Raw genomic sequence first — 25,099 nt, 5'->3', positions numbered from 1 at the left:
GTGGACGTGGACGACGCGGCGGTGGTCGTCGTCGCGGCGGCGGTCTTCGCGTGGGGGGTGCTCTCGGCGCGGCTGGAACGGGCCGACCTGACGGCGCCGATCGTCTTCCTGGGCCTCGGGGGGCTGCTGGCCGCCGCGGGGGTGGTCGACGGCGCCGCCGATCCCGGCGTCCTGCGGTCGCTGGCCGAGGTCACCCTGGTGTGGGTGCTGTTCTCCGACGCGGCCCGGGTCCGGCCGCAGGACCTGCGCGAGGACTCCGGCCGGTACCTGCGGTTGCTCCTGGTCGGGCTGCCGCTGACCGTCGGCGCCGGTTGGGCCGTGGCCGTCTGGCTGCTGCCCGGGGTCGACGTGTGGCTGGCGTTGCTGGTCGCCGCGGCGCTCGCGCCGACGGACGCCGCGCTGGGCCTGCCGGTGGTCTCCGACCCGGCCGTCCCCTCCCGGGTCCGCCGCATGATCACCGTGGAGAGCGGGCTCAACGACGGCATCGTGACCCCGGTCGTCATGTTCGCCCTCGCCGGGGCCGCGTCGGCGGAGGGGCTGGCGGGGGCGCCGGGGCTGCCCGAGGCGCTCGTGGAGCTCGCGGTCGGCGCGGCCACCGGTGCCGGGCTGGGCGCCGGGGGCGGTGCCCTCCTGCGGCAGGCCAGGCGCCACGGCTGGGCCGAGGAGGGCTTCGCGGGCATCGCCGTCCTCGCCCTGGCCCTCGCCGCGTACGCCGGGGCGCTGGTGGTGGACGGCAACGGGTTCGTCGCGGCCTTCTGCGGCGGGCTGGCCTTCGGCGCGACCGCCGGCCGGCGTGGGCCCGCCGAGCTGGTGTTCACCGAGCAGGCCTCGGGGCTGGTGTCGCTGCTCGTCTGGCTGGTCTTCGGGGCGATCGCCGTCCCGGTCGTGCTGGACGTCCCGTCGTGTGCCGCGGTGGTGTACGCGCTGGCCAGCCTGACGCTCCTCCGGATGGTCCCGGTGGCGCTGGCGCTGCTCGGGTCGGGCCTCGACCGCGCGACGGTGCTCTTCGTCGGCTGGTTCGGCCCGCGCGGCCTGGCCTCCGTGGTGTTCGCGCTCATCGCCCTCGAGGAGCTCGGGACCGGCGCGGAGGCCGCGACGGCGGTCATCGCCCTGACCGTGGTGCTCAGCGTGCTGGTCCACGGGGCCACGGCCGGGCCGCTGGCCGCCCGGTACGGCGCCTGGCCGCGCCCCGGCCCGGCCGGGGGGCGGCCCGACCGGTGCGGCCGACCTGCCCCTGCGCGGGCTCCTGCCGCGCTCCGCCCCGCGCCCGGTCACCCGCTCCGAGGGAGGGCGGGGTCCCGGGTCGCCGCCATCCTGAGGGGCGGCGAGCGCCGCGGTGGAGGTGGGCGATGACGCGGGCGACGGACGACGGCGGCCCCGGGCCGGTCCCCGGCGGTGCCACCGGCCCGGTGACCCCGGCCCCCCGGCCGGACGCCGACCGCGGGACGGGGCGCGCTCCTGCCGGAGCGGCGTCGGCCGCGGACCGCGACAGCGCCCGCCGGTCGGTGCTGGAGCTGATCGCGGTCGTCGTCCTGGCGACCACCACCATCCTCACCGCCTGGTCGGCCTTCCAGGCCAGCAAGTGGGGCGGGGCGATGTCGATCGCCTTCAGCGAGGCGTCCTCGTCCCGGATCGAGGCCGCCCGGCTCGACGGAGCCGGCAACGTGCGGATCTCCAACCACATCGGCCTGTTCACCCAGTGGGCCGCCGCGGTGGGGGCCCAGGACCAGCAGCTCGCCGACTTCCTCGCCACCCGGTTCCCCGAGCCGCTGGCGACCGCGCACACCGACTGGCTGGCCACCACCGCGCCCGGCACGGTCCCCGCGGGATCGCCCTTCGAGATGCCCTCCTACGTCCTGCCCGAGAAGGTCGAGGCCGAGGCCGCACAGGCACGGGCCGGCGACCGTTTTGAGGCCGCCCTGGCCAACAACCAGCGCAGCGACAACTACACGATCCTGACCGTGCTGTTCGCCACCGTGCTGTTCTTCACGGCGATGGCCACCAAGGTGCGCGCGCTGCGGTACCAGCAGACGCTCCTGACCACCGCCGTCGTGCTCGGCGTGATCGGCGTCGCGCTCCTCATCGCCTTCCCCAAGCTGGTCTGACCGCCGGACCTGCCACCCCCGGAGCGCTCTGCCGGGGGTGCGTTTCGCCGCCGTGCCGCGGGGAAGACGACGGGTGGGCCCCGAGCCGTGGCGGCCGCCGACGCGCCCGGTCGGGGGTGCACCCGTGGCGGAGCCACCGCGTACCGCGCCCGGTCGGGGGCACCGGCCGGGCGCCCTGCCGCCGCGGCCGGCCGTCGTCGCGGCCGTGCAGGGTGCGCTCGCGCCCCACCCCTGGCGGGGGCTCACGGACCGGGCCGTGGCGGCCCTGGCCGTCGCCGCGGCCGACGCCGCCCGGGGTGCGCGGGCGGGGCCGGCCCCTGGCCACCCCGGGTGGCGCCACGATCCCCGCGTCCCCGCGGTGGCCCGCGCGCTCGCCGCCGGCCCGGGCTGGCGCCGGTGCACCCTCGAGGAGGTGGCCCGACGGCTCGCCGGTGCACTCGGCGCGGAGGAGGAGCGCGCGCTGTGGTCGGACCTGGAGCGGGGCCGGGCGCCGGACCCGCCCCGCTGACGCGCGCAGGTGTGACCCGGGCTCCGGGGCGCTACTGCCGCGCCATGGCCAGCCGCAGCTCGATCTCACCGTCGGTGATCAGGTCGCCGGAGAGGTCGACGGTCACGGTGTGCAGCGTGCCGGTGAAGCGGAAGGGGGCCCGGTAGTCCGGGCAGACCGGGGAGCCGGGGTCCGCCCCGCAGGTGAGGTTGCCCGGGTTGATGACGATGGGCACGGTGACGGGCAGCTCCTCGTCGGCCACCAGCCTGCCGTCGACGTAGAGCTGGCCCCGTCCCGGCGCGCCCCGCCCCTGGGCCAGGTCCGGAGCGCCCGTCGGCTCGAACTCGAAGCGCAGCAGGTGCCGGCCGGCGGGCACCGGCTCGGGTGCCGCCACCCGGAACAGGGCCCGGGACACGTAGTTGTGCGCGTAGTGCAACCGTCCGTCCAGGACGTAGAAGGTCCAGCCGCCGACGGCGGTGCCCTGGGCGAGGAGCACGCCTTCGTCCCCCTCGGCCGTCTCGACGTCGGCGGTGATGCTGTGCGGCCGGTTGAGCACGCGCGGGCCGGCGAAGAAGGGCACGGAGGACGTGCCGGGGCGCAGGACGTAGGCGTCCCGCGGCTCGGCGACCTGCGGGCGCTCGACCATGAGCCGCTGGGCGCCGCTGCCGTCAATGGGGAGGACGCCGTACCTGCCGGCCTCGACGTACCACTGGGCGATCAGCTCGATGAGCTTGTCGCGGTGCCGATCGGCCAGGTCGTGGTTCTCGGTGGGGTCCTCGGCGACGTGGTAGAGCTCCCAGTGGTGGGCGTCCAGGTCCGCCAGGTCCGCCGCCGACACCGGGACGCCGAACGGCTTGCCGGCCTCGCTGAACGAGGGGCCCGGCCAGGGGCAGACCGCCCGCCAGCCGTCGGAGTCGATGGCCCGGTGGCCGAGCATCTCGTAGTACTGGGTGCGGTGCCGGGTCGGGGCGTCCGGGGCCTCGAACGTGTAGGCGAGGCTGGTGCCGTGGAGGGGTGACTGGGTCACCCCCCGGATGGCCCGCGGCGGCTCGATGCCGAGCACCTCCAGGACGGTGGGGACGAGGTCGATGATGTGCGCGAACTGGTGGCGCACCTCGCCCCGGGCCTCGATGCCGCGGGGCCAGTGGACCAGGAACGGGTCGCTGGCGCCGCCGCGGTAGGTCTCCCGCTTCCAGCGCCGGAACGGGGTGTTCCCGGCCCACGTCCAGCCCCAGGCGTAGTGGTTGAAGGTGGTCGGGCCGCCGAGCTCGTCGAGGTGGGTGAGGACGTCGGCGAGCGGCTCGGGGGCGTTGTTGAAGAACTGCATCTCGTTGGGCGTGCCGGTCGGCCCGCCCTCGGCGCTGGCCCCGTTGTCCGAGACGACCACGACGAGGGTGTTGTCGAGCTCGTCGATCTCCCGGAGGAAGTCCAGCAGCCGGCCGATGTGGTGGTCGGTGTGCGTGAGGAACCCCGCGAAGACCTCCATCATGCGGGCGTACAGCCGCCGGGCCTCGGGGGGGAGGGCGTCCCAGTCCGGCACGTCCGGGTCCCGCCGGGAGAGCTCGGCGCCCGGCGGCACGATGCCCAGTTTCTTCTGCCGGGCGAAGGTCCGCTCGCGGTAGGCGTCCCAGCCGTCGTCGAACGCGCCGGCGTAGCGGTCGGCCCACTCCTCCGGCACGTGGTGCGGCGCGTGCGTGGCCCCCGGGCAGAAGTGCAGGTAGAAGGGCTTATACGGCGCCACCTGCTTGGCGTCGCTGACGAAGCGGATCGCCATGTCGGCCAGGTCCTCGGTGAGGTGGTACCCCTCCTCCGGGCTCCGGGGCGGCTCGACCTGGTGGTTGTCGTACACCAGGTCGGGGTGCCACTGGCTGGTGTCGCCACCGAGGAACCCGTAGAAGCGCTCGAAGCCGCGCCCCAGCGGCCAGCGGTCGAACGGCCCGGCCGCCGACTCCTGCTCCGACGGCATCAGGTGGTACTTGCCGACCAGGTAGGTGCTGTAGCCGTGCTGCAGCAGCATCTCCGAGAGGAAGCCGTTCTCGAACGGGATGTTGCCGTTGTAGCCGGGGTAGCCGGTGGCCAGCTCGTTGATCGCCGCCATCGCGTTCGCGTGGTGGTTGCGGCCGGTGACGATGCACGAGCGCGACGGGGAGCACAGCGCCGTCGTGTGCATGTTGCTGTACAGGAGGCCGCCGGCGGCCAGGGCGTCGAGGTTCGGCGTCGCGATCGGGCTGCCGTAGCAGCCCAGCTGCCCGTAGCCGGTGTCGTCCAGCACGACGACCAGCACGTTGGGGGCGCCCGGGACAGCGCGGACCGGCCGTGGCCAGGCGGGCTCCGACACGTCGGTCGTGCGGCCGATCGTGCCGGGGAAGGCCGTCCCCGGTTCGTACTCCTGCACCGCCATGGCAAGCCTCCTGGGGGTCGGACCCCCAGGACAGCGGCGCCGGCGGGTCGCCGCCATCCCCCGCCGCGGGTGATCCCGGTGCCCGCGTGCCGCTCCGCCCCGCTCCGCGGGCGGGAGCCACCTCATCCGGTGCGGACGAGGCCGGCCCGCGGTTCCCGGTGGAGGCTCGGTGGCGAACGCCCGTCCGGGGACCGCCGGCACCCGCGAGGGCGGCATGGCCGGACCCGACCCGGTCCGGCCGCTCCACCTTCCGCACCAGAGGAGCCGCGGCCATGGGCCCTTCCGTCTACGAGTTGCGCGTCCGCGGACCGGTCCCGCCCGCCGTGCTCGTCGAGATCGGCGCCGCCGGGGTCTCCGAGGAGCCACCGGTCACCGTCCTGCGCACCGACCCGACGGACCAGTCCGGGCTGCACGGTCTCCTGCAGCGGTTGCAGTCCCTGGGGCTGGACCTGATCGAGGTGCGCAGCGGCCCCGTGGAGGTCGCCGACGAGCAGCCGGCGGACGGGACGTGAGCGGCACCGGGTGGCCGGGAGGACGGGGCGGGGGGCTGCGCGGTGCCCTGGGCGGTTGAGCTCCTCGCGGGCGCCGCCGTGGTGGTCACCGTGCTCGGGACGGTCGTCCTGCGGGTCCGGCTCGGCACGGTCCGGGACCCGCGGTGGTTCCGCTGCCGCCTGGCCGCGGCGCCGCGGCGGGGGCGGCGGGCGCGGGGCAGGCGGGCCTGGGGACGCACCACGCGGGCCACCTGGCGGCGCGACGTGCTCCTGGTGCGCTCCGGACCCCTGCGCCTCGGGACCGCGTCGTACCGGGTCCGCACCCCGGAGGCGGGTCCCCGTCCGGTGCCGGCCTGCGACGTCCGCCGGCTCGGCGACCGGCCGCTGGTCCTGCCCCTGGTCCTGACCACCGGGAGACGGCTGGAGCTGGCCGCGCCGGCGGAGTGCCGCGACCTCCTCGTCGGACCGTTCCTCGTGCTCGCGGTGGCTGACCTGCCGCCGGCACCCCGGGGAGGGCTGCCGTCGCCGGGGGGCGCGGCGGACGCGCCGCCCCGGGAGGAGCCCCCGGCCGGAGGTCAGCGCGGGCCCGGCGGCGACCAGTCGTAGACCACCGCCGTGCCCAGCACGGCGTCCTGCGCGGACCGGCGGGACCGGCCGGCCGCGACCCACAGCAGGCCGATGGGGAACGCCACGCACAGCGCCGCACGCAGCGCGGCCAGGGCCCAGCCCAGGGGCCTGCCGGAGGGGGAGACCGGGCGCACCCCCAGGACGCGGGCGCCCCAGGTGCGGCTCCCGGCCCAGGTAACGGTGGAGTAGGCGGCCGTGACGACGGCCCCGCACGTCAGGAGCAGGCCCGGCGACGGGGCGGGGAAGCGGAACCCGCGCGGGTCCAGCAGGAACGTCGTCACGGTGACCGCGGCGTACCCGGCGGCCAGCACGGCGAGCACCACCTCGACGTCCAGCACGTTCGCCAGGGCGGGGGCCGGCCGTCCGCGCGGGTCACCGCGGGCTCCCCGTGCCGTCGCCACGAGCGCGCCGCCCGGAGCGGCGCAGCCGGCGGTCGACCACCGGGTCGACCGCCTGGTCGGCCTCGGCGCCCCGGCTGCGGACGCCCGAGACGACCTCGGTCGTGAGCGTCCCGGTCGAGCTGCGGATGAGGTCGGGCAGGTCGATCGCATCGACCACGTACCGGGCCAGCGCCACCACGTCGAGCCGGTCGGCGATGCGGTCCGGGTCGACCCGGTCGATGACCGCGTCCAGGTCCAGGCGGGCGGCGACGCGGTCCACGTCGAGGCGGTCGGCCACGCGGTCGAGGTCGAGGCGGTCGATGACGGCGTCGAGGTCGAGGCGGGCGGCGACGCGGTCCACGTCGAGGCGGGCGGCGATGCGGTCCACGTCGACCCTGTCGACGGCGCGCTGCAGGTCGACGAGGGCGACCACGCGGTCGAGGTCGACGAAGCGGGCGAGCAGGTCCGGGACGTCCACGCGGGCCAGCGCCGCCCGGGCGAACGCCGGGACGGCCGCGTCGGTGACCGCGCCCAGCCGCCCGGTGAGCAGGTGCCGCTCGGTCAGCCCCCGTGCCCGGAGCGCCGCCCGTGCCCGCCGCAGGGCCCGCCGGCCCGGGGCGGGGAGTCGGTGCACGGCGGCGCGGGGCACCCGGGCGGGCGTCCGCGCCGCGGCGACGCCGAGCACCGCCGCGCCGAGCAGGACGTCGAGGACGCCGAGGACGTCGGAGACCGTCGGTGGCGGCCGCCTCCCGCCGGTTCCCGGCACGGTGCGGACCGGTCCGAGGTGTTGGGCACCGGGACGGAGGCGGGCCGCGGCACCGGGAGGGCGGCGGCGACCGGGGTACCTGGGGTACCGGTGTCCGAGGTCATGGGACCGGGCGGGTCAGGCCGGGAGGCGCCGCGGTCCGGGCCCGCGAGCCCGGCCGGCGACCGCGGGCCGTTCCCGGGGGAGGCCGGCCACCCCCGGTGGGTCCCGGTGCGGCTGGTCGGCCCCAGCGACCAGCGTCATGGCGGTCCTCCGGTCCAGGACAGGGGTCGCCCGAGCATGGGCGCTGCCGGGGCGCCGGCCCTCATCCCGCGGGGTGAGCGGGTCCCGCCGGGCGGCCCGGGCCCCGCCTCCGGCGGCGGATTCACCCCTGCGGGACGAGGAGGGGACCAGCGGTCCGGCGGCACCCTCGGTGCCGACACCGCCCGAGGAGGCCCGCGATGGACTACCCGCTCCTGGAAGTCATCTGGTCGATGATCGTGTTCTTCGCCTGGATCCTGTGGATCTGGCTGCTGATCGTCGTCTACACGGACATGTTCCGCCGCCGGGACATCGGCGCCTGGGGCAAGACCGGCTGGGTCCTGCTGACCCTGTTCCTCCCGTTCGTCGGCGTCTTCGCCTACCTGGTGACGCAGGGCCGCGGGATGGGCGAGCGCGCCGAGGAGCAGGCCCGCCGGCACCAGGCGGCCGTGGACGACCACATCCGGTCGGTCGCCGCCGGCTCGGCAGGGAGCACGGCGGGGGGCCCGGCAGGCGGCTCCAACGGCGTGGACGAGCTGACCCGGGCCAAGCAGCTGCTGGACAGCGGGGCCCTCACGCAGAGCGAGTTCGAGCAGATGAAGCGCAAGGTGCTCGTCTGACCGCCGGTGCGGGCCAGGACGCGGAGGAGGTCGGGCATGTCCGACGTCAAGGTGGAGCGCGAGGTCACGCTGTCCCGCCAGGAGGCCGCCCGGTGGTTCGCCGAGCTCGCCCGGGCCCTCGAGGGGACGGGGAAGGTGACGCTGCCGCACGGCCCGGGGGACGGCGGCGGGACGACCGTGGAACTCCGGGTCCCCGACGAGGTGCGCGCCGAGGCGGAGATCGAGGTCGACGGCGACGAGGTCGAGATCGAGATCGAGCTCAGCTGGTCGACCGGGCACGCCCGCCGCCCCGCAGCCGGATCACGGTCCGGGGACGGCGGCTGACGGGGTGGGGCCCCGGGACGGCCGCACCCGTCGAGGGCAGAGGACGAGGGACCGAGACCAGCGCGCGAAGCGCGGAGGAGGATCGACATGACCGACACGTCGCAGCGCCGGGAGCCGCAGCCCTACGACGAGCCCCCCACCAGCGCCTGGACCGGCTGGGTGGTGTTCGCCGGCGTGGTGCTCGTCGTGATGGGGCTCATCCACGTCGTCCAGGGGCTCGTCGCCCTGCTGGACGACGGCTACTACCTGGTCACCAGCAGCGGCCTGGTGGTCGACGTCGACTACACGACCTGGGGCTGGGTCCACCTCGGGTTCGGCATCGTCGGGGGGCTGGTGGGTCTGGGCCTGCTGGCCGGCAACCTCGCCGCGCGGATCGCCGGCGTGGTCATCGCCGGGCTCAGCATCCTGGCGAGCATCGCCTTCTCCCCGGCCTACCCGATCTGGGCGCTGGTCGTCATCACGCTCGACGTGCTGATCATCTACGCGATCGTCGTGCACGGCCGCGAGCTGAAGTCGACCTACTGAGCACGTCGCACACCCGGGGGGGGGGGGGGGGGGGGGGGGGGGGGGGGGGGGGGGCGGGGGGGGGGGGGGGGCGGGCGGCGCGCGGGGGGGGAGGGGCGGGGGGCGGGGGGGGGGGGGGGGGGGGGGGGGGGGGGGGGGGGCTCGCGCCCGGGGGGGGGGGGGGGGGGGGGGGCCCCCCGCCCCCACCCACCGGTCGGCGGGTGCGGCGCACGCGACGAGGACCCCGGAGGTCACCGACCTCCGGGGTCCTCGTCGCGCACCGCGGGTGCCCCAGCCGGGCCCGGCCGCCGGGCGGAGCGGGCGCGGGTCCACGGCTGCTGCCGGAGCGGCAGCCTCCGGCGGGGCCGCCGCCCTCGGTCAGGCGCGGGTCACCTTGCCGGCGCGGATGCACGAGGTGCACGCCTTGATCCGGCGACGGTTGCCGGGGGCGACCAGGGCCCGCACGGACTGGATGTTCGGGTTCCACCGGCGCGGCGTGCGGCGGTGCGAGTGCGACACCGACATACCGAAACCGGGCCCCTTGCCACAGACATCGCACACGGCAGCCACGGCGGATCACTCCCAGATGAATCGTTCACAGACGGCGGCGCACCGACGGCAGCCGCACACAGACCGTTGCTCAGTCTAGCCGTTCCCGGCAGCCGCTGCCGGGGGCGGCCCCGGCACCGCCCCCGCGGCCGGGCCGGGGCGGCCGTCCCCGTCGGGGACCGTGGGTACCCTCCGCCCGTGCTGGAGGCGCTGGACGACGCCGCGGTCGGCCGCTGGTGCCGGGCCGCGCACGCCGCGCTGGCCGGGGCGCGCGGGGAGCTCGACGACCTCAACGTCTTCCCGGTCCCCGACGGGGACACCGGCACCAACCTGCTGCTCACCGCCGAGGCCGTGCTCGCCGCACTGGACGGCGGGGTCGACGGCGAGCCGGCCTGGGCGGTCGTGGCCCGCGGCGCGGTGCTGGGGGCCCGGGGCAACTCCGGGACGATCCTCGCCCAGCTGCTGACCGGCCTGTCCGAGCGGCTCGCCGGGGCGGGTCCGGCCGACGGGCCGGCCTTCGCCGAGGCGCTGCACCGGGCCGGCCGGACGGCCTACACCGCGGTCGCCGACCCGGAGGAGGGCACCTTCCTCACCGTCGCCCGGGCCGCCGGGGAGGCGGCCACCGCGGCCGTCGCGGGCGGGTGCACCGCCCTGCCCGAGGTGGTGCGGGCCGCCGCCGACGGGGCGCGGGCCGCGCTCGAGGCCACCCCCGGCCAGCTCGCCGCGCTCCGCGACGCCGGTGTCGTGGACGCGGGCGGAGCCGGGCTGTGCCTGGTCCTGGACGCGCTGGTGACGACGGTGACCGGCGTCGAGCCGGCCCGCCCGCCGCTGGTCCGCCGGCCGGCCCGCCCCCACGCGCACGGCGGGGACCGGCCGCACCAGCCGCCCCCGGGGCCCGGCAGCGAGGTGCAGTACCTGCTCGCCGACAGCGACGAGCCGGCCGTGGCCCGGCTGCAGGAACGGCTCGCGGCCCTCGGCGACAGCCTCGTGGTCGTCGGGGTCGACACCGCCGAGGGCCGGGAGTGGAACGTGCACGTGCACGTCTCCGACGTCGGCGCGGCCATCGAGGCCGGCATCGAGGCGGGGCGGCCCTACCGCATCGCGGTCACCCCGCTGGCGCCGCAGCCCCCGCCGGCCCCGGACCCCGCGGCGCGGGCGGTGGTGGCGATCGTGCCCAGCGAGGGGATGGCCCGGCTCTTCGAGGCCGAGGGCGTCCGTGCGGTGACCTGCGGGCCCGACGGCCTCACCGAGGACGAGCTGGTGGCCGCCGTCGTCGACTCGGGGGCGGCGACCGTCGTCCTGCTGCCCAACGACGCGGCCCTGACCGCGGCCGCCTCGCACGCCGCGGAGCACGCCCGGGGGATGGGCCGCGACGTCGCCGTCGTCCCCACCCGTTCCCCGGTGCAGGCGCTGGCGGCCGTGGCCGTCGCCGACCCGGCGCGCCGCTTCGGCGACGACGTCATCACGATGGCAGAGGCGGCGGCCGCCACCCGCTGGGCCGAGGTGACGGTGGCCGACCAGGAGGCGCTGACCAGCGCGGGGCGCTGCCACCCCGGTGACGTGCTCGGCTCGGCCGAGGGCGACGTGGTGGTCATCGGGCGCGACCCCGCCGAGGTCGCCTGCGACCTGATCGACCGGCTGCTGTCGGCCGGCGGGGAGCTGGCCACGGTCGTCGTCGGCGCCGAGGCCGGGCTGGGCGACGCGGTCTGCGCCCACCTCGCCGGCCGGCACCCGACCGTCGAGGTGGCCCGCTACGACTGCGGTGCCGGGGGTGTCCCGCTGCTCGTGGGGGTGGAGTGATGGCCGTCGACATGTCGACCCGGCTGGACCGGGTCCTCGGCGCGAAGACGGCCCGGGCGATGGCCGAGCAGCTGGGCCTGCACACCGTGCGGGACCTGCTGCGCCACTACCCGCGCCGCTACGCCCGCCGCGGCGAGATGACCCGGCTGGAGGACCTCCAGGTGGGGGACCGGGTGACCGTGCTCGCCCAGGTGCGCAAGGTCACCACCCGCAAGATGCGCAACCGGCCCGGCACGCTCACCGAGGTGACCGTCGGCGACGGCGCGGGGTCCATGCAGCTGGTGTTCTTCAACCGCAAGCACGCCGACCTGCGCGAGGGGGCCTGGGGCCTGTTCGCCGGCACGGTCGGCGAGTACCGCCGCGCCAAGCAGTTCGCCCACCCCGACTGCCACCTCATGACCGGGGACGACGACGAGGACTGGGCCCGTGCGCTGATCCCCATCTACCCGGCCACCAAGGACGTCTCCAGCTGGGTCATCCAGCGCTCGGTCAAGCTGCTGGTCGACGCGACGGGCGGGTTCGGCTTCGTCGAGGACCCGCTGCCCGAGGAGGTCCGCGCGCGGCACGGCCTGCCCGGTCTGGCCGCCGCGCTGCTCGACATCCACCGGCCGACCGGCGAGGAGGACGTCGAGCGCGCCGAGCAGCGGCTCAAGTGGGACGAGGCGCTGACCCTGCAGCTGGTCCTCGCCGGCCGGCGGCGCGCGGCGGCCCTGGAACCCGGCATCGCCCGGCCGCGGCGGCCCGGGGGGCTGCTCGACGCGGTCGACGCCGGCCTGCCGTTCGCCCTCACCGAGGGCCAGCGCGCGGTGGGTGAGGAGCTGGCCGCGGAGCTGGCCCGGGAGCAGCCGATGCACCGGCTGCTGCAGGGCGAGGTCGGCTCCGGCAAGACCGTGGTGGCGCTGCGGGCGATGGCCCAGGTCGTCGACGCCGGCGGTCAGGCGGCGCTGCTGGCGCCCACCGAGGTGCTCGCCGCGCAGCACGCCCGCGGCATCCGCGCGCTGCTGGGCCCGCTCGGCCGGGCCGGTGAGCTCGACGGCGACCCCGCCGGCACCCGGGTCGCGCTGCTCACCGGGTCGCTGAAGGCCGCCGCCCGGCGCGAGACGCTGGCCGAGGTCGCCGAGGGGCGGGCCGGCATCGTCGTCGGCACCCACGCCCTGCTGCAGGAGACCGTGGAGTTCGCCGACCTGGGGCTGGTCGTCGTCGACGAGCAGCACCGCTTCGGCGTGGAGCAGCGCGACGCGCTGCGCGCCAAGGGCAACCGGCCCCCGCACGTCCTCGTCATGACGGCGACGCCGATCCCGCGGACGGTGGCGATGACCGTCTACGGCGACCTGGAGACCTCCACCCTGCGCCAGCTCCCGAGCGGGCGGGGCGGCGTGCGCAGCTCCGTCGTGCCGGTCCGCGACAAGCCGGCCTGGCTGGACCGGGCCTGGGAGCGGCTGCGCGAGGAGGTGGCCGCCGGCCGGCAGGCCTACGTCGTCTGCCCCCGCATCGGGGAGGAGGCCGGCGCCGAGGAGGAGCCGGAGGACGCCGACGGCGCACCGGCCGAGGAGGGCGGTGACGAGCGCCGCCCGCCGCTGGCCGTGCTCGACGTCGCCGAGGCCCTGCGCCAGGGCGCGTTGGCCGGCCTGCGCCTGGAGGTCCTGCACGGCCGGCTCGCACCCGAGGAGAAGGAGGCCCGGATGCGGGCCTTCGCCGCCGGGGACGTCGACGTCCTGGTCGCCACCACCGTCGTCGAGGTCGGGGTGGACGTGCCCAACGCCACCGTGATGGTCGTCATGGACGCCGACCGGTTCGGGGTCAGCCAGCTGCACCAGCTGCGCGGCCGGGTCGCCCGCGGCGAGCACGAGGGCCTGTGCCTGCTCGTCAGCGAGGCCTCCGCCGGCTCGGCGACCGGGCAGCGGCTGGCGGCCGTCGCGGCCACCTCCGACGGCTTCGAGCTGGCCCGCCTCGACCTCGAGACCCGCCGCGAGGGCGACGTCCTCGGGGCGGCGCAGTCCGGCCGCCGGTCGGGCATCAAGCTGCTCTCGCTGCTCGAGGACGAGCAGCTCATCGCCGAGGCCCGCGCCGAGGCCACCGCGCTGCTGGCCACCGAGCGCGGCCTGGCCGACCACCCCGACCTCGCCGCGGAGGTCGCCGCCCTCGCCACCGACGAGCGCGCGACCTACCTGGAGAAGGCGTGAGCCGCGGGTGACCCGGATCGTCGCCGGCGCCGCGCGCGGACGACGGCTGAGGGTCCCGCCGTCGGGCGTGCGGCCGACCGGCGAGCGGGCCCGCGAGGCGCTGTTCAACAGCCTGGGCAGCCTGCTGGACCTCCAGGGCGCCACCGTCCTCGACCTCTACGCCGGCTCGGGGGCGCTCGGCCTGGAGGCCCTGTCCCGCGGCGCGGACGACGTCGTCCTCGTCGAGAACGCGCCGCGGGTGCTGCCGGTGCTGCGGGCCAACGTGGCCGCCGTCGGGCTGCCCGGCGCGCGCGTGGTGGTCGGCTCGGTGCCGGCGGTCGTGGCCGGCCCGGCGCCCGTGCGCTTCGACCTCGTGCTCGCCGACCCGCCCTACGCCACGCCCCCCGCCGAGGTCGTCGGTGTGCTGGAGTCGCTGGTCACGGGCGGGTGGCTGGCCGAGGCCGCCGTCGTCGTCGTCGAGCGGCCGGCGCGCGAGGACCCGTGGCCATGGCCGACACCCCTGCGCGGACTGCGCGATCGCCGTTACGGCGAGGCCGTGCTCCGGTACGGTCGCTGTCCGTGAGACGTGCGGTCTGTCCCGGGTCGTTCGACCCCGTCACCAACGGGCACGTCGACGTCATCACCCGGGCGGCGGCGCTCTACGACGAGCTCGTCGTGGCCGTCCTGGTGAACCCCGGCAAGGCCGGGCTGTTCACGGTCGAGGAGCGGATGGACCTGCTGCGCGACGCCGTCGCCGGCCTGCCCAACGTCACCGTCGACAGCTTCTCGGGCCTGCTGGTCGACTACTGCCGCGCCCACGACGTCCCGGTGATCGTCAAGGGGCTGCGCGCCGTCTCGGACTTCGAGTACGAGCTGCAGATGGCGCAGATGAACCGCGAGCTGGCGGGGATCGAGACGCTGTTCGTGCCGACCGCCCCGCAGGTCGGCCACCTCTCCTCCAGCCTGGTGAAGCAGATCGCCACCTTCGGCGGGGACGTCTCCAGCCTGGTGCCCAAGGCCGTGTTCGACCGGCTCGTCGCCGCCCGGGGGGAGCGGTCGTGACGGAGGTCGTCTACCGCCTCTACGAGACCGTCGACGAGCTCAGCAGCGTCATCGAGAACGCCCGCAGCGTGCCGATGTCGGGCTCCTGCATGGTCCCCCGCGACCACCTGCTCGACCTGCTCGACGACCTCCGGGAGAACCTGCCCGACGAGGTGCACAAGGCCGGGGCGATCGTCGAGCAGCGCACCGAGATCCTCCAGCAGGCCCAGGCCGAGGCCGAGCGGCTGACCGGCCGCACCCGCAGCGAGAGCGAGCAGGTGGTGGTGGCCGCCCGGCGCCAGCGCGAGGAGATCCTCGGCACCGCCCGGCGCCAGCGCGACGACCTGCTCGCCCGCGCGCAGGCCGAGGTCGAGGACCTGCTGGCCCGGGCCGAGGAGGAGGCCGAGCGGATCGTCGAGGAGGCCCGCCGCCACCACGAGGCGGTCCTGGCCGACGCGCAGGTGCAGCAGGCCGAGCTGCTCGCCGCCGCGCAGGCCGAGCACGACCGGCTGGTCACCGAGACCGAGTTGTACCGCAGCGCCGTCGAGCGCGCCGACGAGATCGGCGCGCAGAGCCAGGCCGACGCCGCCCGCGTGCGCGGCGAGGTCGACGAGTACGTCGACACCCGCCTGGCCGACTTCGGCACCACGCTCGAACGCATGCTGCGCTCGGTGGAGAAGGCCCGCGGCGCGCTGCGCGAGTAAGAGGACCTCGCTGCCCTCCACCGCTCGCACGCTCGCGGCGGGCCCCTGCAGCGAGGCCGGACCGTGGGCCTCTGGACGGGGCCGGCTGCCCCCCACCGCTCGCACGCTCGCGGCGGGCCCCTGCAGCGAGGCCGGGCGGGCCGGAGCCCGGTCCCCGGCGATCGGGTAGTCTCGACGTCCGGTCCGGCTGCCGGCCCCGCACCCGGCGGGTCCGCCCGGTCACCTCCCCGCTGCCTACCGCGAGTACCGACATGCCTGCCGCACCGCCGCCCCGTCCTCGCGCCGCGTCCCCGGACGCCCGGCGTCCCTCAGCCGACCCGTGGCGCGTGGACCTGCGCGAGCTCGGCCGGCGGGCCGGGTCCCTGCACGAGCTCGAGCGGAGCATCCCGGCCCCGGCGGACTGGCGGGTCGAGCTCATCGGGGTCCCCGAGGGGGCGCCGATCGACCTGCGGCTGCGGCTGGAGTCGGTCATGGAGGGCGTGCTCGTCTCGGGCGAGGTCGACGCCCCCGTGGCCGGGTCCTGCGCGCGGTGCCTGGAGCCCATCGAGGACACCCTCGAGCTCGACGTCCAGGAGCTGTTCGCCTACGAGGGCAGCACCACCGAGGCGACCAGCGAGGAGGACGAGGTCCGGCGCGTCGAGGGCGACCACCTCGACCTCGAGCCCATGGTCCGCGACCTCGTCGTCCTCAGCCTGCCGCTGGCACCCACCTGCACCGAGGACTGCTCCGGGCTGTGCGCCGACTGCGGCCGGCGGCTCGACGAGCTGCCGGCCGACCACGGGCACGAGGTGACCGACCCCCGCTGGGCCGCGCTGGCCCAGCGCTTCGGCGCCGACCCCGACGCCTCGCAGGCCGACCGTCCCACTCCCGCACCGGGCACCCCCGGTCCGGACAACACAGAGGAGAACTGACCGTGGCCGTCCCGAAGCGGAAGATGTCCCGCGCCAACACCCGTGCCCGCCGGTCGCAGTGGAAGGCCACCGCCCCCACGCTGACCCCGTGCCCCAACCGGGCCTGCGGCGCGCTCAAGCCCCCGCACCAGGCCTGCCCCACCTGCGGGCAGCACCAGGGCCGCCAGGTCCTGTCCGTCTGAGCCGGCGCGCCGGCCGTGGGGACGCCGCCGACGCCGGGTGGGCCTCCGGGCTCCCCGGCCGGTGCGGTGCACGCCGAACGGGCGGCCGCCTGGCTGCGCGACGCCCTGGACGTCGAGCTGCCCGGCGGCCTGCTCGCGTTGGCGCTCACGCACCGCTCCTACGCCTACGAGAACGGCGGACTGCCGACCAACGAGCGCCTGGAGTTCCTCGGCGACTCGGTGCTCGGGCTCGTCGTCACCGACGAGCTCTACCGCCGCTACCCCGACCTGCCCGAGGGGCGGCTGGCCAAGCTGCGCGCCTCGGTGGTCAACATGAACTCCCTCGCCGGGGTCGCCCGGCAGCTCGGGGACGGCGGCCTGGGCCCGCACCTGCTGCTGGGCCGCGGTGAGGAGACCACCGGCGGTCGCGACAAGGACTCGATCCTGGCCGACGCCGTCGAGGCCCTGATCGGCGCGGTCCACCTCGGCCTCGGGCTGGAGGCCGCCGCGGTCATCGTGCACCGGCTGTTCGACCCGCTGCTGGACCACGCGGCCACCCGCGGGGCGGGCCTGGACTGGAAGACCAGCCTGCAGGAGCTCGGCGCCGCGCTCGGCCTCGGCGCGCCCACCTACCAGGTGGCCGACACCGGCCCCGACCACGCCAAGACCTTCACGGCCGCGGTGCTCCTCGCCGACACCGTCCGCGGTCGCGGCAGCGGGCGGACCAAGAAGGCCGCCGAGCAGGAGGCGGCGGAGGCCGCCTGGCGCGCGCTGACGCCCGGCGCCGCCGGCACCGCGTCCCCGGCGGAGCATGCGTCCCCGGCGGAGCATGCCTCCCCGACGGCGGAGACCGCGTCCCCGGCGGCGGACACCCCGCCCCCGGCGGAGCCCGCACCCCGGGCCGCGGACCCCGCGCCGGTGGGGGACTGACCGTGCCGGAGCTGCCCGAGGTCGAGGTCGTCCGGCGGGGCCTGGAGCGCTGGGTCGCCGGCCGCACCGTCGCCTCCGTCCAGGTCCGCCACCCGCGGGCGGTGCGCCGGCACCTCGAGGGCGCCGACCACTTCGTCGCCGCGCTGACCGGCCGCACCCTCACCGCGGCCCGGCGACGCGGCAAGTACCTGTGGCTGCCCCTCGCCGAACCCGACGGCACGCCCGTCGGGCAGGCCCTGGTGGCGCACCTGGGCATGAGCGGCCAGCTGCTGGTGGAGAAGCCCTCCCAGCCCGACGAGACCCACCTGCGCGCGCGGTTCGCCTTCACCGACGGCGGCCGGGAGCTGCGCTTCGTCGACCAGCGCACCTTCGGCGGGCTGGCGGTGGAGGACACCGCGGACGACGGGGGAGCGGACCCGGACGCGCTCCCGCCCCGGCTGCGGCACATCGCCATCGACCCGCTGGACCCCTCCTTCGACGAGGCCGGGTTCAGCGCGGCCCTGCGCCGCCGGCGCACCGAGGTGAAGCGGGCCCTGCTCGACCAGACGCTGATCGGCGGCGTCGGCAACATCTACGCCGACGAGGCGCTCTGGCGCGCCCGGCTGCACGGCAACCGGCCCACCGACCGGCTGACCCGCGCGCAGGTGCACGACCTGCTCGAGGGGGTGCGGGACGTGCTGGGGGAGGCGCTGGCGCAGGGCGGCACCTCGTTCGACTCCCTCTACGTCGACGTCAACGGGCAGAGCGGGTACTTCTCCCGCTTCCTCGCCGTCTACGGTCAGGGCGACCGGCCCTGCCCCCGCTGCGGGACACCGATCGTCCGGGAGTCGTTCATGAACCGCTCCAGCTACAGCTGCCCGGTGTGCCAGCCCCGGCCGCGCGGTTCCGCGGCCCGGTCCCGCCGGTCGTGACCCGCCGCGCCGTCGCCCTCGTCTCGGGCTCCGTGCAGGGCGTGGGCTACCGGTGGTTCGCGCGGAGCCGCGCGGAGGCGGCCGGGCTGGCCGGCTCGGCGACCAACCTGCCCGACGGGCGGGTCGAGGTCGTCCTCGAGGGGGACGACGCCGTGGTCGCCGCCGTCCTGGCCGACCTGGACGGCCCGTCGGCCCCCGGGAGCGTGACCGGCGTGCAGGTGCGGGACGAGCCGCCACGCCGGGGGACGGGCTTCACCACGGCGTGACCAACGCGACATCCCCCCGACACGGGGGGTCTGCAGGGTGGCCGTTGACCTGCGTGCTTGGTCCTGTCACCCTGGGAACACCACGACCGCGCCGACCGTCGTACGGGGCGCAGGTCCAACCCTCACGCAGTCGAAAGGCCGTTGTTGCCATGGCCAAGGCCCTGTTCGGTCACGTCGTCGCCCCCGCGGAGCTCCGAGTAGCCGAGGAGAACGCCGTCCTGCGGGCCAAGGTGCGCCGACTGGAGCAGGAAGTCGCGCAGCTGCGCGCCGAGCGCGACGCCCGCATCGCCCACGAGCTGCTCACGATGGCCGGCGAGAACGCCGAGCCCGCGCTCGCCTGAGAGAGGACCCCGCTGCCCCCACCGTGGCAGGACCCCGTCCTCCCCACCCCTCGCGCGCTCGGGGTGAGCCCCCGGACGGGGCCGGCGGCGGGACCCTGCAGCGGGACCACACGCGTCCCGCCCCCCCTGAGCTGCCGGGTCGGGCGCACCGGGCGGGATAGGCTCCCGTACTCGTGCACCTCTCGAGCCTGACGCTCAAGGGCTTCAAGTCCTTCGCGTCCCCGACGACGCTGCGGCTCGAGCCCGGCATCACCGCCGTCGTCGGCCCCAACGGCTCCGGGAAGTCCAACGTCGTCGACGCCATCGCCTGGGTCCTGGGCGAGCAGGGCGCCAAGAGCCTCCGCGGCGGCAAGATGGAGGACGTGATCTTCGCCGGCACCGCCGGCCGCCCCGCCCTCGGCCGGGCCGAGGTGACGCTCACCATCGACAACACCGACGGCGCCCTGCCGATCGACTACACCGAGGTGTCGATCACCCGCCGCATGTACCGCTCCGGCGAGAGCGAGTACGAGATCAACGGCGACAAGGTCCGCCTGCTCGACGTCCAGGAGCTGCTCAGCGACTCGGGCATCGGGCGGGAGCAGCACGTCATCGTCGGGCAGGGCCAGCTCGACGCCGTCCTCTCCGGCCGCCCGGAGGACCGTCGCGCCTTCGTCGAGGAGGCCGCCGGCGTCCTCAAGCACCGCAGGCGCAAGGAGAAGGCGCTCCGCAAGCTCGACGCGATGCAGGCCAACCTCGACCGGCTGGCCGACCTGACCGCCGAGCTGCGCCGCCAGCTCAAGCCCCTGGGCAGGCAGGCCGAGGTGGCCCGCCGCGCCGCCGGTGTCCAGGCCGACCTCCGCGACGCCCGGCTCCGGCTGCTCGCCGAGGACCTGGTGCAGCTGCGGGAGGCGCTGGAGCGCGACGTCGCCGACGAGGCCGCCGCGCGCGCCCGTCGCGCGGTCGTCGAGGCGCAGCTGGCCGGGGCCGCGCGCCGGGAGTCGGCGCTGGAGTCCGCCCTGGCCGCCGACGCCCCGCGGCTCGGGGCCGCCCAGGACACCTGGTACCGGCTGTCGGCGCTGGGCGAGCGGTTCCGCTCCACCGCCCAGCTGGCCGCCGAGCGGCACCGGCACCTCTCGGCCGCCCCCGCGGCACCGGCCCCCGGCCGCGACCCCGACCAGCTCGAGGCCGAGGCCGAGCGGGTGGCCGCCACCGAGGCCGAGCTGGCCGCGGGGCTGGCCACCGAGCGGGACCGGCTGGCGGCCGCCGTCACCGAGCGGACCGCGGTCGAGGCGTCGCTGGCCGACGCCGAGCGGGCCTGGGTGGCCGCCGCGCGGGCGCTGGCCGACCGCCGGGAGGGGCTGGCCCGGCTCTCCGGCCAGGTCGCCGCCGCCCGCTCCCGGGTCACGGCCGGCGAGGCCGAGATCCAGCGGCTCACCGCCGCCGCCGCCGAGGCCACCGAGCGCGCCGAGACGGCCGCGGACCGGCTCGCCGCGCGGCGCGCCGAGGTGGGTGACCCCGAGGACGCCGACGTCGCGCTCGTCGCCGCGCACACCGACGCGGTCACCGCGCACGCCGAGGCCGCCCGCCAGGTCACCGAGCTCGCCGCCGCCGAGCGGGCCGCCGAGCGGGACCGCGCCTCCTGGCAGGCCCGCCGCGACGCCCTGGCCCTCGGGCTCGCGCCGGCCGACGGCGCGGCCGCGGTGCTGGCCGCCGCGCTGCCCGGCGTGCACGGACCGGTCACCGGGCAGCTCACCGTGGCCCCCGGCGCGGAGGTGCCGGTCGCGGCGGCGCTGGCCGGCCTGGCCGACGCGCTGGTCGTGGGCTCGGTGGCCGACGCCGCCGCCGCGCTGGCGCACCTCAAGGACACCGGTGCCGGCCGGGCCGGGATGCTGGTCACCGCCGGGCTGCCGGCCCTGCCCCGGGACGGCTGGCCCGAGCTCCCCGAGCCGGCGCGCTGGGCGCTGGACCTGGTGCAGTCCCCCGCCGAGCTCGCGCCCGCGCTGGAGCGGGCGCTGGACCGGGTGGCCGTCGTGGCCGACCTCCCCGCCGCGGTCCGGCTGGTGACCACGCACCCCCGCGTCCGGGCGGTGACCGCCGACGGGGACCTCCTCGGCGCCGACTGGGCGGTGGGCGGCCAGGTCGACGCGCCGTCCGGTCTGGAGGTGCGGGCCCGGGTCGACGAGGCCGAGCGCGAGCTGGCCACCGCCGCCGCCCGCGCCGCCGACCTCGCCGACCGGCTGGCCGCGGCCCGGGAGACCGCCCGGCAGCGCTCGGCCGACGTCGACGCCGCCCTCGCCGCCCGCCAGGCCGCCGACCGCACCCGCTCGGCGGCCGCCGCCCAGCTGGCCGAGCTCGGCGCCGCCGCCCGCTCGGCGACCGCGGAGGCCGAGCGCTCGACCGCGGCGCGCGTGCGCGCCGAGCAGGCGCTCGAGCAGGCCCAGGTCGCGCTCGCCGGGCTGGCCGAGCGGCTGGCCGAGGCCGAGGCGGCACCGGTCGAGGACGAGCCGGACCCCGCCGAGCGCGACCGGCTGCGGCTGGAGGCCGCCGCCGCCCGCCAGGCCGAGACCGAGGCCCGGCTGGCGGTGCGCACCGCCGAGGAGCGCGCCCGCTCGCTGGCCGGCCGGGCCGAGTCGCTGCGCCGCCAGGCCCGCCAGGAGCGGGCGGCCCGGGAGCGGGCTGCGCTGGCCCGGGCCGCCCGGGAGCGGGGCGCGGCGGTCGCCGCCCGGGTGCGCGCCGGCGCGGAGGCGGCGCTGACCGCGCTCGGCGACTCCCTCACCCGTGCCGCCGCCGAGCGCGACGAGCTGGCCCGGGTCCGCAGCACGCGGGAGGCCGAGCTGCTGGAGGTGCGCACCGCGGTCCGCGCGGCGACCGCCGAGCTCGAGCGGCTCACCGACGAGGTGCACCGCGACGAGGTCGCCCGCACCGAGCAGCGCTACCGGATCGAGTCCCTCGAGGCCCGGGCCGCCGAGGAGTACGGGGTCGACCTGCCCACCCTGGTCGCCGAGTACGGGCCGGCCGCCCCCGTGCCGCCGTCCCCCGCCGACGTGGCCGCGGCCGAGGCGGCCGGGCAGGACCCGCCGGCCCCGACCCGGTACGACCGGGCCGCCCAGGAACGGCGCGCGGCGCGGGCCGAGCGGGACCTCGCCACGCTCGGCAAGGTCAACCCGCTGGCCCTGGAGGAGTTCGCGGCGCTGGAGGAGCGGCACTCCTTCCTCGCCACCCAACTCGAGGACCTCAAGGCCACCCGGCGGGACCTGCTCACCGTCGTCCGCGAGGTCGACGAGCGGATCCACGACGTGTTCGCCGCGGCCTTCGCCGACGTGGCCCGCGAGTTCGAGCAGGTGTTCGCCACCCTCTTCCCGGGCGGGCAGGGGAGGCTGGTGCTCACCGACCCCGAGGACATGCTCACCACCGGGGTGGAGGTCGAGGCCCGTCCGCCGGGCAAGCGGGTCAAGCGGCTGTCGCTGCTGTCCGGCGGGGAGCGGTCGCTGACCGCGGTGGCGCTGCTGGTCGCGATCTTCCGCGCCCGCCCGTCGCCGTTCTACGTGCTCGACGAGGTCGAGGCCGCACTGGACGACGTCAACCTCGGCCGGCTGCTCACGCTCGTCGAGCAGCTCCGGGCGACGTCGCAGCTGATCGTCATCACCCACCAGAAGCGCACGATGGAGATCGCCGACGCCCTCTACGGGGTGAGCATGCGCGGCGACGGCATCACCGGCGTCATCAGCCAGCGCCTGCGCGAGGCCGAACCCGCCTGAGGCGAGGCGCCTCCGGAGGCGTGCGGCGAGCTGGATGGCCCCCTGCAGGGGCCCGCCGCGAGCGTGCGAGCGGTGGGGGGCAGGGGGTCCTCTTTCAGACGCCGCTCGGGACCTCCAGGTCCACCACGAGCGGTCGGTGGTCGGACGCGCCGTCCCCCTCCAGCACGCGGGCGGCGGCGACGGTGACCCCCGGGGTGACCCACACGTGGTCCAGGCGCCGCACCGGGCGGCGGGCGGGGTGGGTCTCGCCGTGCTCCCGGTGCCAGAACCGCCAGCCCACCTGGTCGTCGCGCTCCCGCGCGAGCTGCCAGGCGTCGGTGAACCGCTCCCGCAGGGGGTTCAGCTCGGCCGCGTCCGGCTCGGTGTTGAGGTCGCCGACCAGGACGCCGGCCCCCATCGGCGTGGTCTGCAGGTCCAGCAGCGCGCGGACCTGCGCGGCGCGGTCGGGGGCCGGGCCGGTGGTGAGGTGGGTGGTCGTGACCCAGAGCGTGCCGCCGTCGAGCTCGACGAGGGTCCGCAGCGCGCTGCGCGGCTCGCCGTCGCCGGGCAGCGGGTGGACGTCGCTGACGAGCAGCGGCAGCCGGGAGAGCAGGGCGTTGCCGTACTGGCGCGGGTCGTCGCCGCCCCGCGGCCGGTCGATGGCCGGCCCCCAGGCCAGCTGCATGTCCAGCGCCCGGGACAGCAGCAACGCCTGGTCGACGTCCTCGCTGCGCTCGCCGAAGCGGCGGTCGACCTCCTGCAGGCAGACGAGGTCGGCGTCGGCGGCGGCCAGCACCGTGGCCAGGCGCGGCAGGTCGTGCCGGCCGTCCACCCCGACGCCGTGGTGGGTGTTGAAGGTGACCAGCCGGACCGGGATGGGCGGCTGGTCGGGTCCGGGTGCGGGTCTCACACCGGTCAGCCTGGCAGCCCGGCCGGGACGTCGGCGGAGAGGGGCAGGTCGGCGACCAGGTGCACCGCCTCGTGCCCCTCGTCGTCGCGGCCGCTGACCCAGAGCCGCAGCCGCGCCGCCCGGCCCTCGAGCACCAGCTCGCCGAGCTGGTTGCCGAAGTAGGGACCGGCGGCCAGCGCCCAGTCCAGCTCCGACGGGCGGACCCGGGCCAGCCGGCCCAGCGCGGCGGTCAGCCGCCGCGCCCACCGGCTCCAGCCCGCCCGGAAGCCGAGCCGGACCGCCGAGGGGGCCCGGTTGTGCAGCGGGGAGACGGTCAGCTGGTGCACGCGGGTGTCCAGGTCGCCGGGGGAGACCAGCTCGGCGGCGTAGGCGTGGTGGACGTCGCCGGAGAGGACCAGCGCCGTCGCGGGTGCCCGCCCCTGCTCCCCGCGGGCCAGGGCCACCAGCGCCCGGCCCAGCCGCTCGAAGGAGTCCCCGAAGGCCGACCAGTGCTCCAGGTCAGCCGCCTGGCGCAGGGCTTCGGACAGCCGGCCCAGCGGGCGTGCGCGGTGCCGCGCCACGAGCGTCTCGTTCCACCGCTCGAGCTCGTGGATCGCGTGCGGCAGCAGCCAGGGCAGCGAGCTGCCGATGACCAGGTGCTCGACGCCCTCGTCGACCGCGCGGCGCAGCGCGGCCTCCACCCAGGCCATCTCGTCGTCGTCGAGCATCTGCCGCGTGCCCTCGTCGAGCACCCGGCCGGCGCGGGTGTCGACCACGACCAGCCGCGCGTCCCCCCAGTGCCGGACGAAGCTCCACCGGAACGACCGCGGGTCGGCGTCGGCGGCCTCGGCCATGGCCCGCAGCACCGGCTCGGCGTCCCCCTCGGCCTGCCGGACCGCCGCCCAGGTGGGGTCGGCGGCCAGCTCCTGCGGGCTGAGGTTGCCCAGGTGCTGGTGCACCCAGTAGCTGACCAGGCCGCCGACGATGCGCTCGTGCCACCAGTCGGTGGCGCCCACCCGGCGGCGCCAGGCCGCCGAGGTGTTCCAGTCGTCGATCATCTCGTGGTCGTCGAACACCATGGACGACGGGACCGTCGACAGCAGCCAGCGGACCTGCGGGTCGCTCCAGGACTCCGCGTAGAGCCGGGTGTACTCCTCCCGGTCCCGCACGTGCGCGTGCGCCGGCACCGGCTCGCCGCGGTGCACCTCGAGCCAGGCGCGCGTCGCGGGGGTGAGCTCGTCGGCGTAGACCTGGTCGCCGAGCAGGACCAGCGCGTCGGGCCAGGCGTCCTCCGGCCGGGTGGCGAGGTCTGCCGCGTAGCAGTCCAGCGCGTCCGGCGGGATCCCCTCGGCCAGGCCGACGGTGCTCGGTGTGGCGTACCGGCAGGAGCCGAACGCCACGCGGAACGGCCCGGGCCGGCCGGGGGTGCGGATCCGGCTCGGCGGGAACGGCGAGGACGCCCCGGGCCACACCCGCGTCCCGTCCAGCCGCACCTCGTAGGGGGTGCTGCTACCGGGCTCCAGGCCGTCGACCACGACCAGCGCGTAGTGGTGTCCGCCGACCTGGAAGGTCCGCGCCGTCCGGCCGAGGACGTCGACGTCGCAGGGCCGGTCGGTCTCCACCCAGACGGTGGCCGACACCGGGTCCACGTGCCGCAGCAGCGGCCCCAGGAGGAGGGCGGGGGCGTCCCCGGCGGTCAGCGGCATGCCGGTCAGCCTCCTCCACCGACCCGGGTTCCGCCCAGAGCCGGGTGTGCGCCGGCTGGGAGAC

Annotated in this window: 26 protein-coding genes; 20 read left to right on the top strand and 6 right to left on the bottom strand. The window is 77.1% G+C overall.

All coding sequences use genetic code 11. The features are described from left to right. Positions 1–6 precede the first annotated feature (6 nt). The 3 genes from ACI8AC_RS13040 (at position 7) to ACI8AC_RS13030 (ending at position 2,613) form a co-directional block, all read left to right on the top strand. Entirely contained in the window at positions 7–1,353 is a 1,347-nt protein-coding gene (locus ACI8AC_RS13040; protein ID WP_456898203.1) for a cation:proton antiporter domain-containing protein, read from the top strand. Beyond that, positions 1,350–2,105, top strand: a complete 756-nt coding sequence (locus ACI8AC_RS13035; protein WP_456898202.1) for a hypothetical protein — start codon at positions 1,350–1,352, stop codon at positions 2,103–2,105. The genes ACI8AC_RS13040 and ACI8AC_RS13035 overlap by 4 nt, the downstream gene beginning before the upstream one ends. Positions 2,106–2,361: 256 nt before the next feature. Continuing rightward, positions 2,362–2,613, top strand: a complete 252-nt coding sequence (locus tag ACI8AC_RS13030; RefSeq protein WP_456898201.1) for a hypothetical protein — start codon at positions 2,362–2,364, stop codon at positions 2,611–2,613. A gap of 31 nt (positions 2,614–2,644) precedes the next feature. On the opposite strand, the gene ACI8AC_RS13025 is transcribed toward ACI8AC_RS13030, so the two are convergent. Then, the gene (locus tag ACI8AC_RS13025; protein WP_456898200.1) at positions 2,645–4,993 is read right to left on the bottom strand and encodes an arylsulfatase; all 2,349 of its coding nucleotides are present in this window, start codon (positions 4,991–4,993) and stop codon (positions 2,645–2,647) included. 272 nt (positions 4,994–5,265) lie between these two features. On the opposite strand from ACI8AC_RS13025, the gene ACI8AC_RS13020 reads away from it, so the two are divergent. Continuing rightward, positions 5,266–5,505 carry a hypothetical protein gene (locus ACI8AC_RS13020; RefSeq protein WP_456898199.1) on the top strand — a complete coding sequence of 80 codons (240 nt, stop codon included), beginning with the start codon at positions 5,266–5,268 and terminating at the stop codon, positions 5,503–5,505. A gap of 42 nt (positions 5,506–5,547) precedes the next feature. Next, the gene (locus ACI8AC_RS13015) at positions 5,548–6,090 is read left to right on the top strand and encodes a hypothetical protein (protein WP_456898198.1); all 543 of its coding nucleotides are present in this window, start codon (positions 5,548–5,550) and stop codon (positions 6,088–6,090) included. Here ACI8AC_RS13015 and ACI8AC_RS13010 read toward each other — a convergent pair. Both ACI8AC_RS13010 and ACI8AC_RS13005 read right to left on the bottom strand, forming a co-directional pair. Further along, entirely contained in the window at positions 6,060–6,449 is a 390-nt protein-coding gene (locus ACI8AC_RS13010) for an RDD family protein (RefSeq protein ID WP_456898197.1), read from the bottom strand. The two genes, ACI8AC_RS13015 and ACI8AC_RS13010, sit on opposite strands and share 31 nt — an antisense overlap. Before the next feature lie 34 nt (positions 6,450–6,483). Further along, a complete protein-coding gene (locus ACI8AC_RS13005; RefSeq protein WP_456898196.1) occupies positions 6,484–7,257 on the bottom strand; it encodes a hypothetical protein in 774 nt (257 codons plus the stop codon). A gap of 440 nt (positions 7,258–7,697) precedes the next feature. Between ACI8AC_RS13005 and ACI8AC_RS13000 the strand changes: the two genes are divergently transcribed. The 3 genes from ACI8AC_RS13000 to ACI8AC_RS12990 all read left to right on the top strand — a co-directional run bounded on the left by ACI8AC_RS13000 (position 7,698) and on the right by ACI8AC_RS12990 (position 8,966). Continuing rightward, positions 7,698–8,117, top strand: a complete 420-nt coding sequence (locus ACI8AC_RS13000; RefSeq protein ID WP_456898195.1) for an SHOCT domain-containing protein — start codon at positions 7,698–7,700, stop codon at positions 8,115–8,117. A 36-nt stretch (positions 8,118–8,153) separates the two neighbouring features. Continuing rightward, positions 8,154–8,441, top strand: coding sequence for an amphi-Trp domain-containing protein (locus tag ACI8AC_RS12995; RefSeq protein ID WP_456898194.1), 288 nt, complete (start codon positions 8,154–8,156; stop codon positions 8,439–8,441). Positions 8,442–8,528: 87 nt separating this feature from the next. After that, positions 8,529–8,966, top strand: coding sequence for a DUF7144 family membrane protein (locus ACI8AC_RS12990; protein WP_456898193.1), 438 nt, complete (start codon positions 8,529–8,531; stop codon positions 8,964–8,966). Positions 8,967–9,323: 357 nt separating this feature from the next. Here ACI8AC_RS12990 and rpmB read toward each other — a convergent pair whose 3' ends face one another. Beyond that, positions 9,324–9,506 carry a 50S ribosomal protein L28 gene (gene rpmB / locus ACI8AC_RS12985; protein ID WP_456898192.1) on the bottom strand — a complete coding sequence of 61 codons (183 nt, stop codon included), beginning with the start codon at positions 9,504–9,506 and terminating at the stop codon, positions 9,324–9,326. Positions 9,507–9,692: 186 nt separating this feature from the next. Here rpmB and ACI8AC_RS12980 point away from each other — a divergent pair, with 186 nt between their 5' ends. The 12 genes from ACI8AC_RS12980 (at position 9,693) to smc (ending at position 22,461) form a co-directional block, all read left to right on the top strand. Next, entirely contained in the window at positions 9,693–11,294 is a 1,602-nt protein-coding gene (locus tag ACI8AC_RS12980; protein ID WP_456898191.1) for a DAK2 domain-containing protein, read from the top strand. Continuing rightward, entirely contained in the window at positions 11,294–13,477 is a 2,184-nt protein-coding gene (gene recG / locus ACI8AC_RS12975) for an ATP-dependent DNA helicase RecG (protein WP_456898190.1), read from the top strand. Before ACI8AC_RS12980 ends, recG begins: the two co-directional genes overlap by 1 nt. Before the next feature lie 7 nt (positions 13,478–13,484). Then, complete coding sequence (rsmD, locus tag ACI8AC_RS12970; protein WP_456898189.1) at positions 13,485–14,039, top strand: 16S rRNA (guanine(966)-N(2))-methyltransferase RsmD; 555 nt, start codon at positions 13,485–13,487, stop codon at positions 14,037–14,039. Continuing rightward, positions 14,036–14,518, top strand: coding sequence for a pantetheine-phosphate adenylyltransferase (gene coaD, locus ACI8AC_RS12965; RefSeq protein WP_456898188.1), 483 nt, complete (start codon positions 14,036–14,038; stop codon positions 14,516–14,518). Before rsmD ends, coaD begins: the two co-directional genes overlap by 4 nt. Beyond that, positions 14,515–15,201: a hypothetical protein gene (locus ACI8AC_RS12960; RefSeq protein WP_456898187.1), complete on the top strand. Its 687-nt coding sequence runs from the start codon at positions 14,515–14,517 to the stop codon at positions 15,199–15,201. The genes coaD and ACI8AC_RS12960 overlap by 4 nt, the downstream gene beginning before the upstream one ends. 326 nt (positions 15,202–15,527) lie before the next feature. Continuing rightward, positions 15,528–16,112 (top strand): YceD family protein, encoded by a 585-nt coding sequence (locus ACI8AC_RS12955; protein ID WP_456898186.1) that lies wholly within the window; start codon positions 15,528–15,530, stop codon positions 16,110–16,112. Positions 16,113–16,114: 2 nt separating this feature from the next. Then, a complete protein-coding gene (gene rpmF, locus ACI8AC_RS12950) occupies positions 16,115–16,294 on the top strand; it encodes a 50S ribosomal protein L32 (protein WP_117379017.1) in 180 nt (59 codons plus the stop codon). Positions 16,295–16,360: 66 nt separating this feature from the next. After that, positions 16,361–17,203 carry a ribonuclease III gene (gene rnc, locus ACI8AC_RS12945; RefSeq protein WP_456898185.1) on the top strand — a complete coding sequence of 281 codons (843 nt, stop codon included), beginning with the start codon at positions 16,361–16,363 and terminating at the stop codon, positions 17,201–17,203. Positions 17,204–17,205: 2 nt separating this feature from the next. Beyond that, positions 17,206–18,114, top strand: a complete 909-nt coding sequence (mutM, locus tag ACI8AC_RS12940; RefSeq protein WP_456898184.1) for a bifunctional DNA-formamidopyrimidine glycosylase/DNA-(apurinic or apyrimidinic site) lyase — start codon at positions 17,206–17,208, stop codon at positions 18,112–18,114. Next, positions 18,111–18,380, top strand: a complete 270-nt coding sequence (locus ACI8AC_RS12935) for an acylphosphatase (RefSeq protein WP_456898183.1) — start codon at positions 18,111–18,113, stop codon at positions 18,378–18,380. Before mutM ends, ACI8AC_RS12935 begins: the two co-directional genes overlap by 4 nt. Before the next feature lie 149 nt (positions 18,381–18,529). Then, positions 18,530–18,721 (top strand): hypothetical protein, encoded by a 192-nt coding sequence (locus tag ACI8AC_RS12930; RefSeq protein WP_117379019.1) that lies wholly within the window; start codon positions 18,530–18,532, stop codon positions 18,719–18,721. 173 nt (positions 18,722–18,894) lie between these two features. Continuing rightward, entirely contained in the window at positions 18,895–22,461 is a 3,567-nt protein-coding gene (smc, locus tag ACI8AC_RS12925; protein ID WP_456898182.1) for a chromosome segregation protein SMC, read from the top strand. A gap of 94 nt (positions 22,462–22,555) precedes the next feature. Here the strand turns inward: smc and ACI8AC_RS12920 are convergent, their stop codons facing one another. Together ACI8AC_RS12920 and ACI8AC_RS12915 are read right to left on the bottom strand one after the other, a co-directional pair. Beyond that, entirely contained in the window at positions 22,556–23,350 is a 795-nt protein-coding gene (locus tag ACI8AC_RS12920) for an endonuclease/exonuclease/phosphatase family protein (RefSeq protein WP_456898181.1), read from the bottom strand. 5 nt (positions 23,351–23,355) lie between these two features. After that, a complete protein-coding gene (locus ACI8AC_RS12915; protein WP_456898259.1) occupies positions 23,356–25,035 on the bottom strand; it encodes an alkaline phosphatase D family protein in 1,680 nt (559 codons plus the stop codon). Positions 25,036–25,099 lie beyond the last annotated feature (64 nt).

Source organism: Geodermatophilus sp. SYSU D00758, from assembly GCF_054049955.1.
Note: the sequence above shows the minus strand (reverse complement) of the source record. Positions and strands in the feature narration are given on the sequence as shown.

Excerpts from the sequence above, each read along its gene's own strand:
- ACI8AC_RS13035 (WP_456898202.1), top strand. The coding sequence starts at position 1,350 with ATGACGCGGGCGACGGACGACGGCGGCCCCGGGCCGGTCCCCGGCGGT.
- ACI8AC_RS13025 (WP_456898200.1), bottom strand. The coding sequence starts at position 4,993 with ATGGCGGTGCAGGAGTACGAACCGGGGACGGCCTTCCCCGGCACGATC.
- ACI8AC_RS13020 (WP_456898199.1), top strand. The coding sequence starts at position 5,266 with ATGGGCCCTTCCGTCTACGAGTTGCGCGTCCGCGGACCGGTCCCGCCC.
- ACI8AC_RS13000 (WP_456898195.1), top strand. The coding sequence starts at position 7,698 with ATGGACTACCCGCTCCTGGAAGTCATCTGGTCGATGATCGTGTTCTTC.
- ACI8AC_RS12995 (WP_456898194.1), top strand. The coding sequence starts at position 8,154 with ATGTCCGACGTCAAGGTGGAGCGCGAGGTCACGCTGTCCCGCCAGGAG.
- ACI8AC_RS12990 (WP_456898193.1), top strand. The coding sequence starts at position 8,529 with ATGACCGACACGTCGCAGCGCCGGGAGCCGCAGCCCTACGACGAGCCC.
- recG (WP_456898190.1), top strand. The coding sequence starts at position 11,294 with ATGGCCGTCGACATGTCGACCCGGCTGGACCGGGTCCTCGGCGCGAAG.
- ACI8AC_RS12930 (WP_117379019.1), top strand. The coding sequence starts at position 18,530 with ATGGCCAAGGCCCTGTTCGGTCACGTCGTCGCCCCCGCGGAGCTCCGA.
- ACI8AC_RS12915 (WP_456898259.1), bottom strand. The coding sequence starts at position 25,035 with ATGCCGCTGACCGCCGGGGACGCCCCCGCCCTCCTCCTGGGGCCGCTG.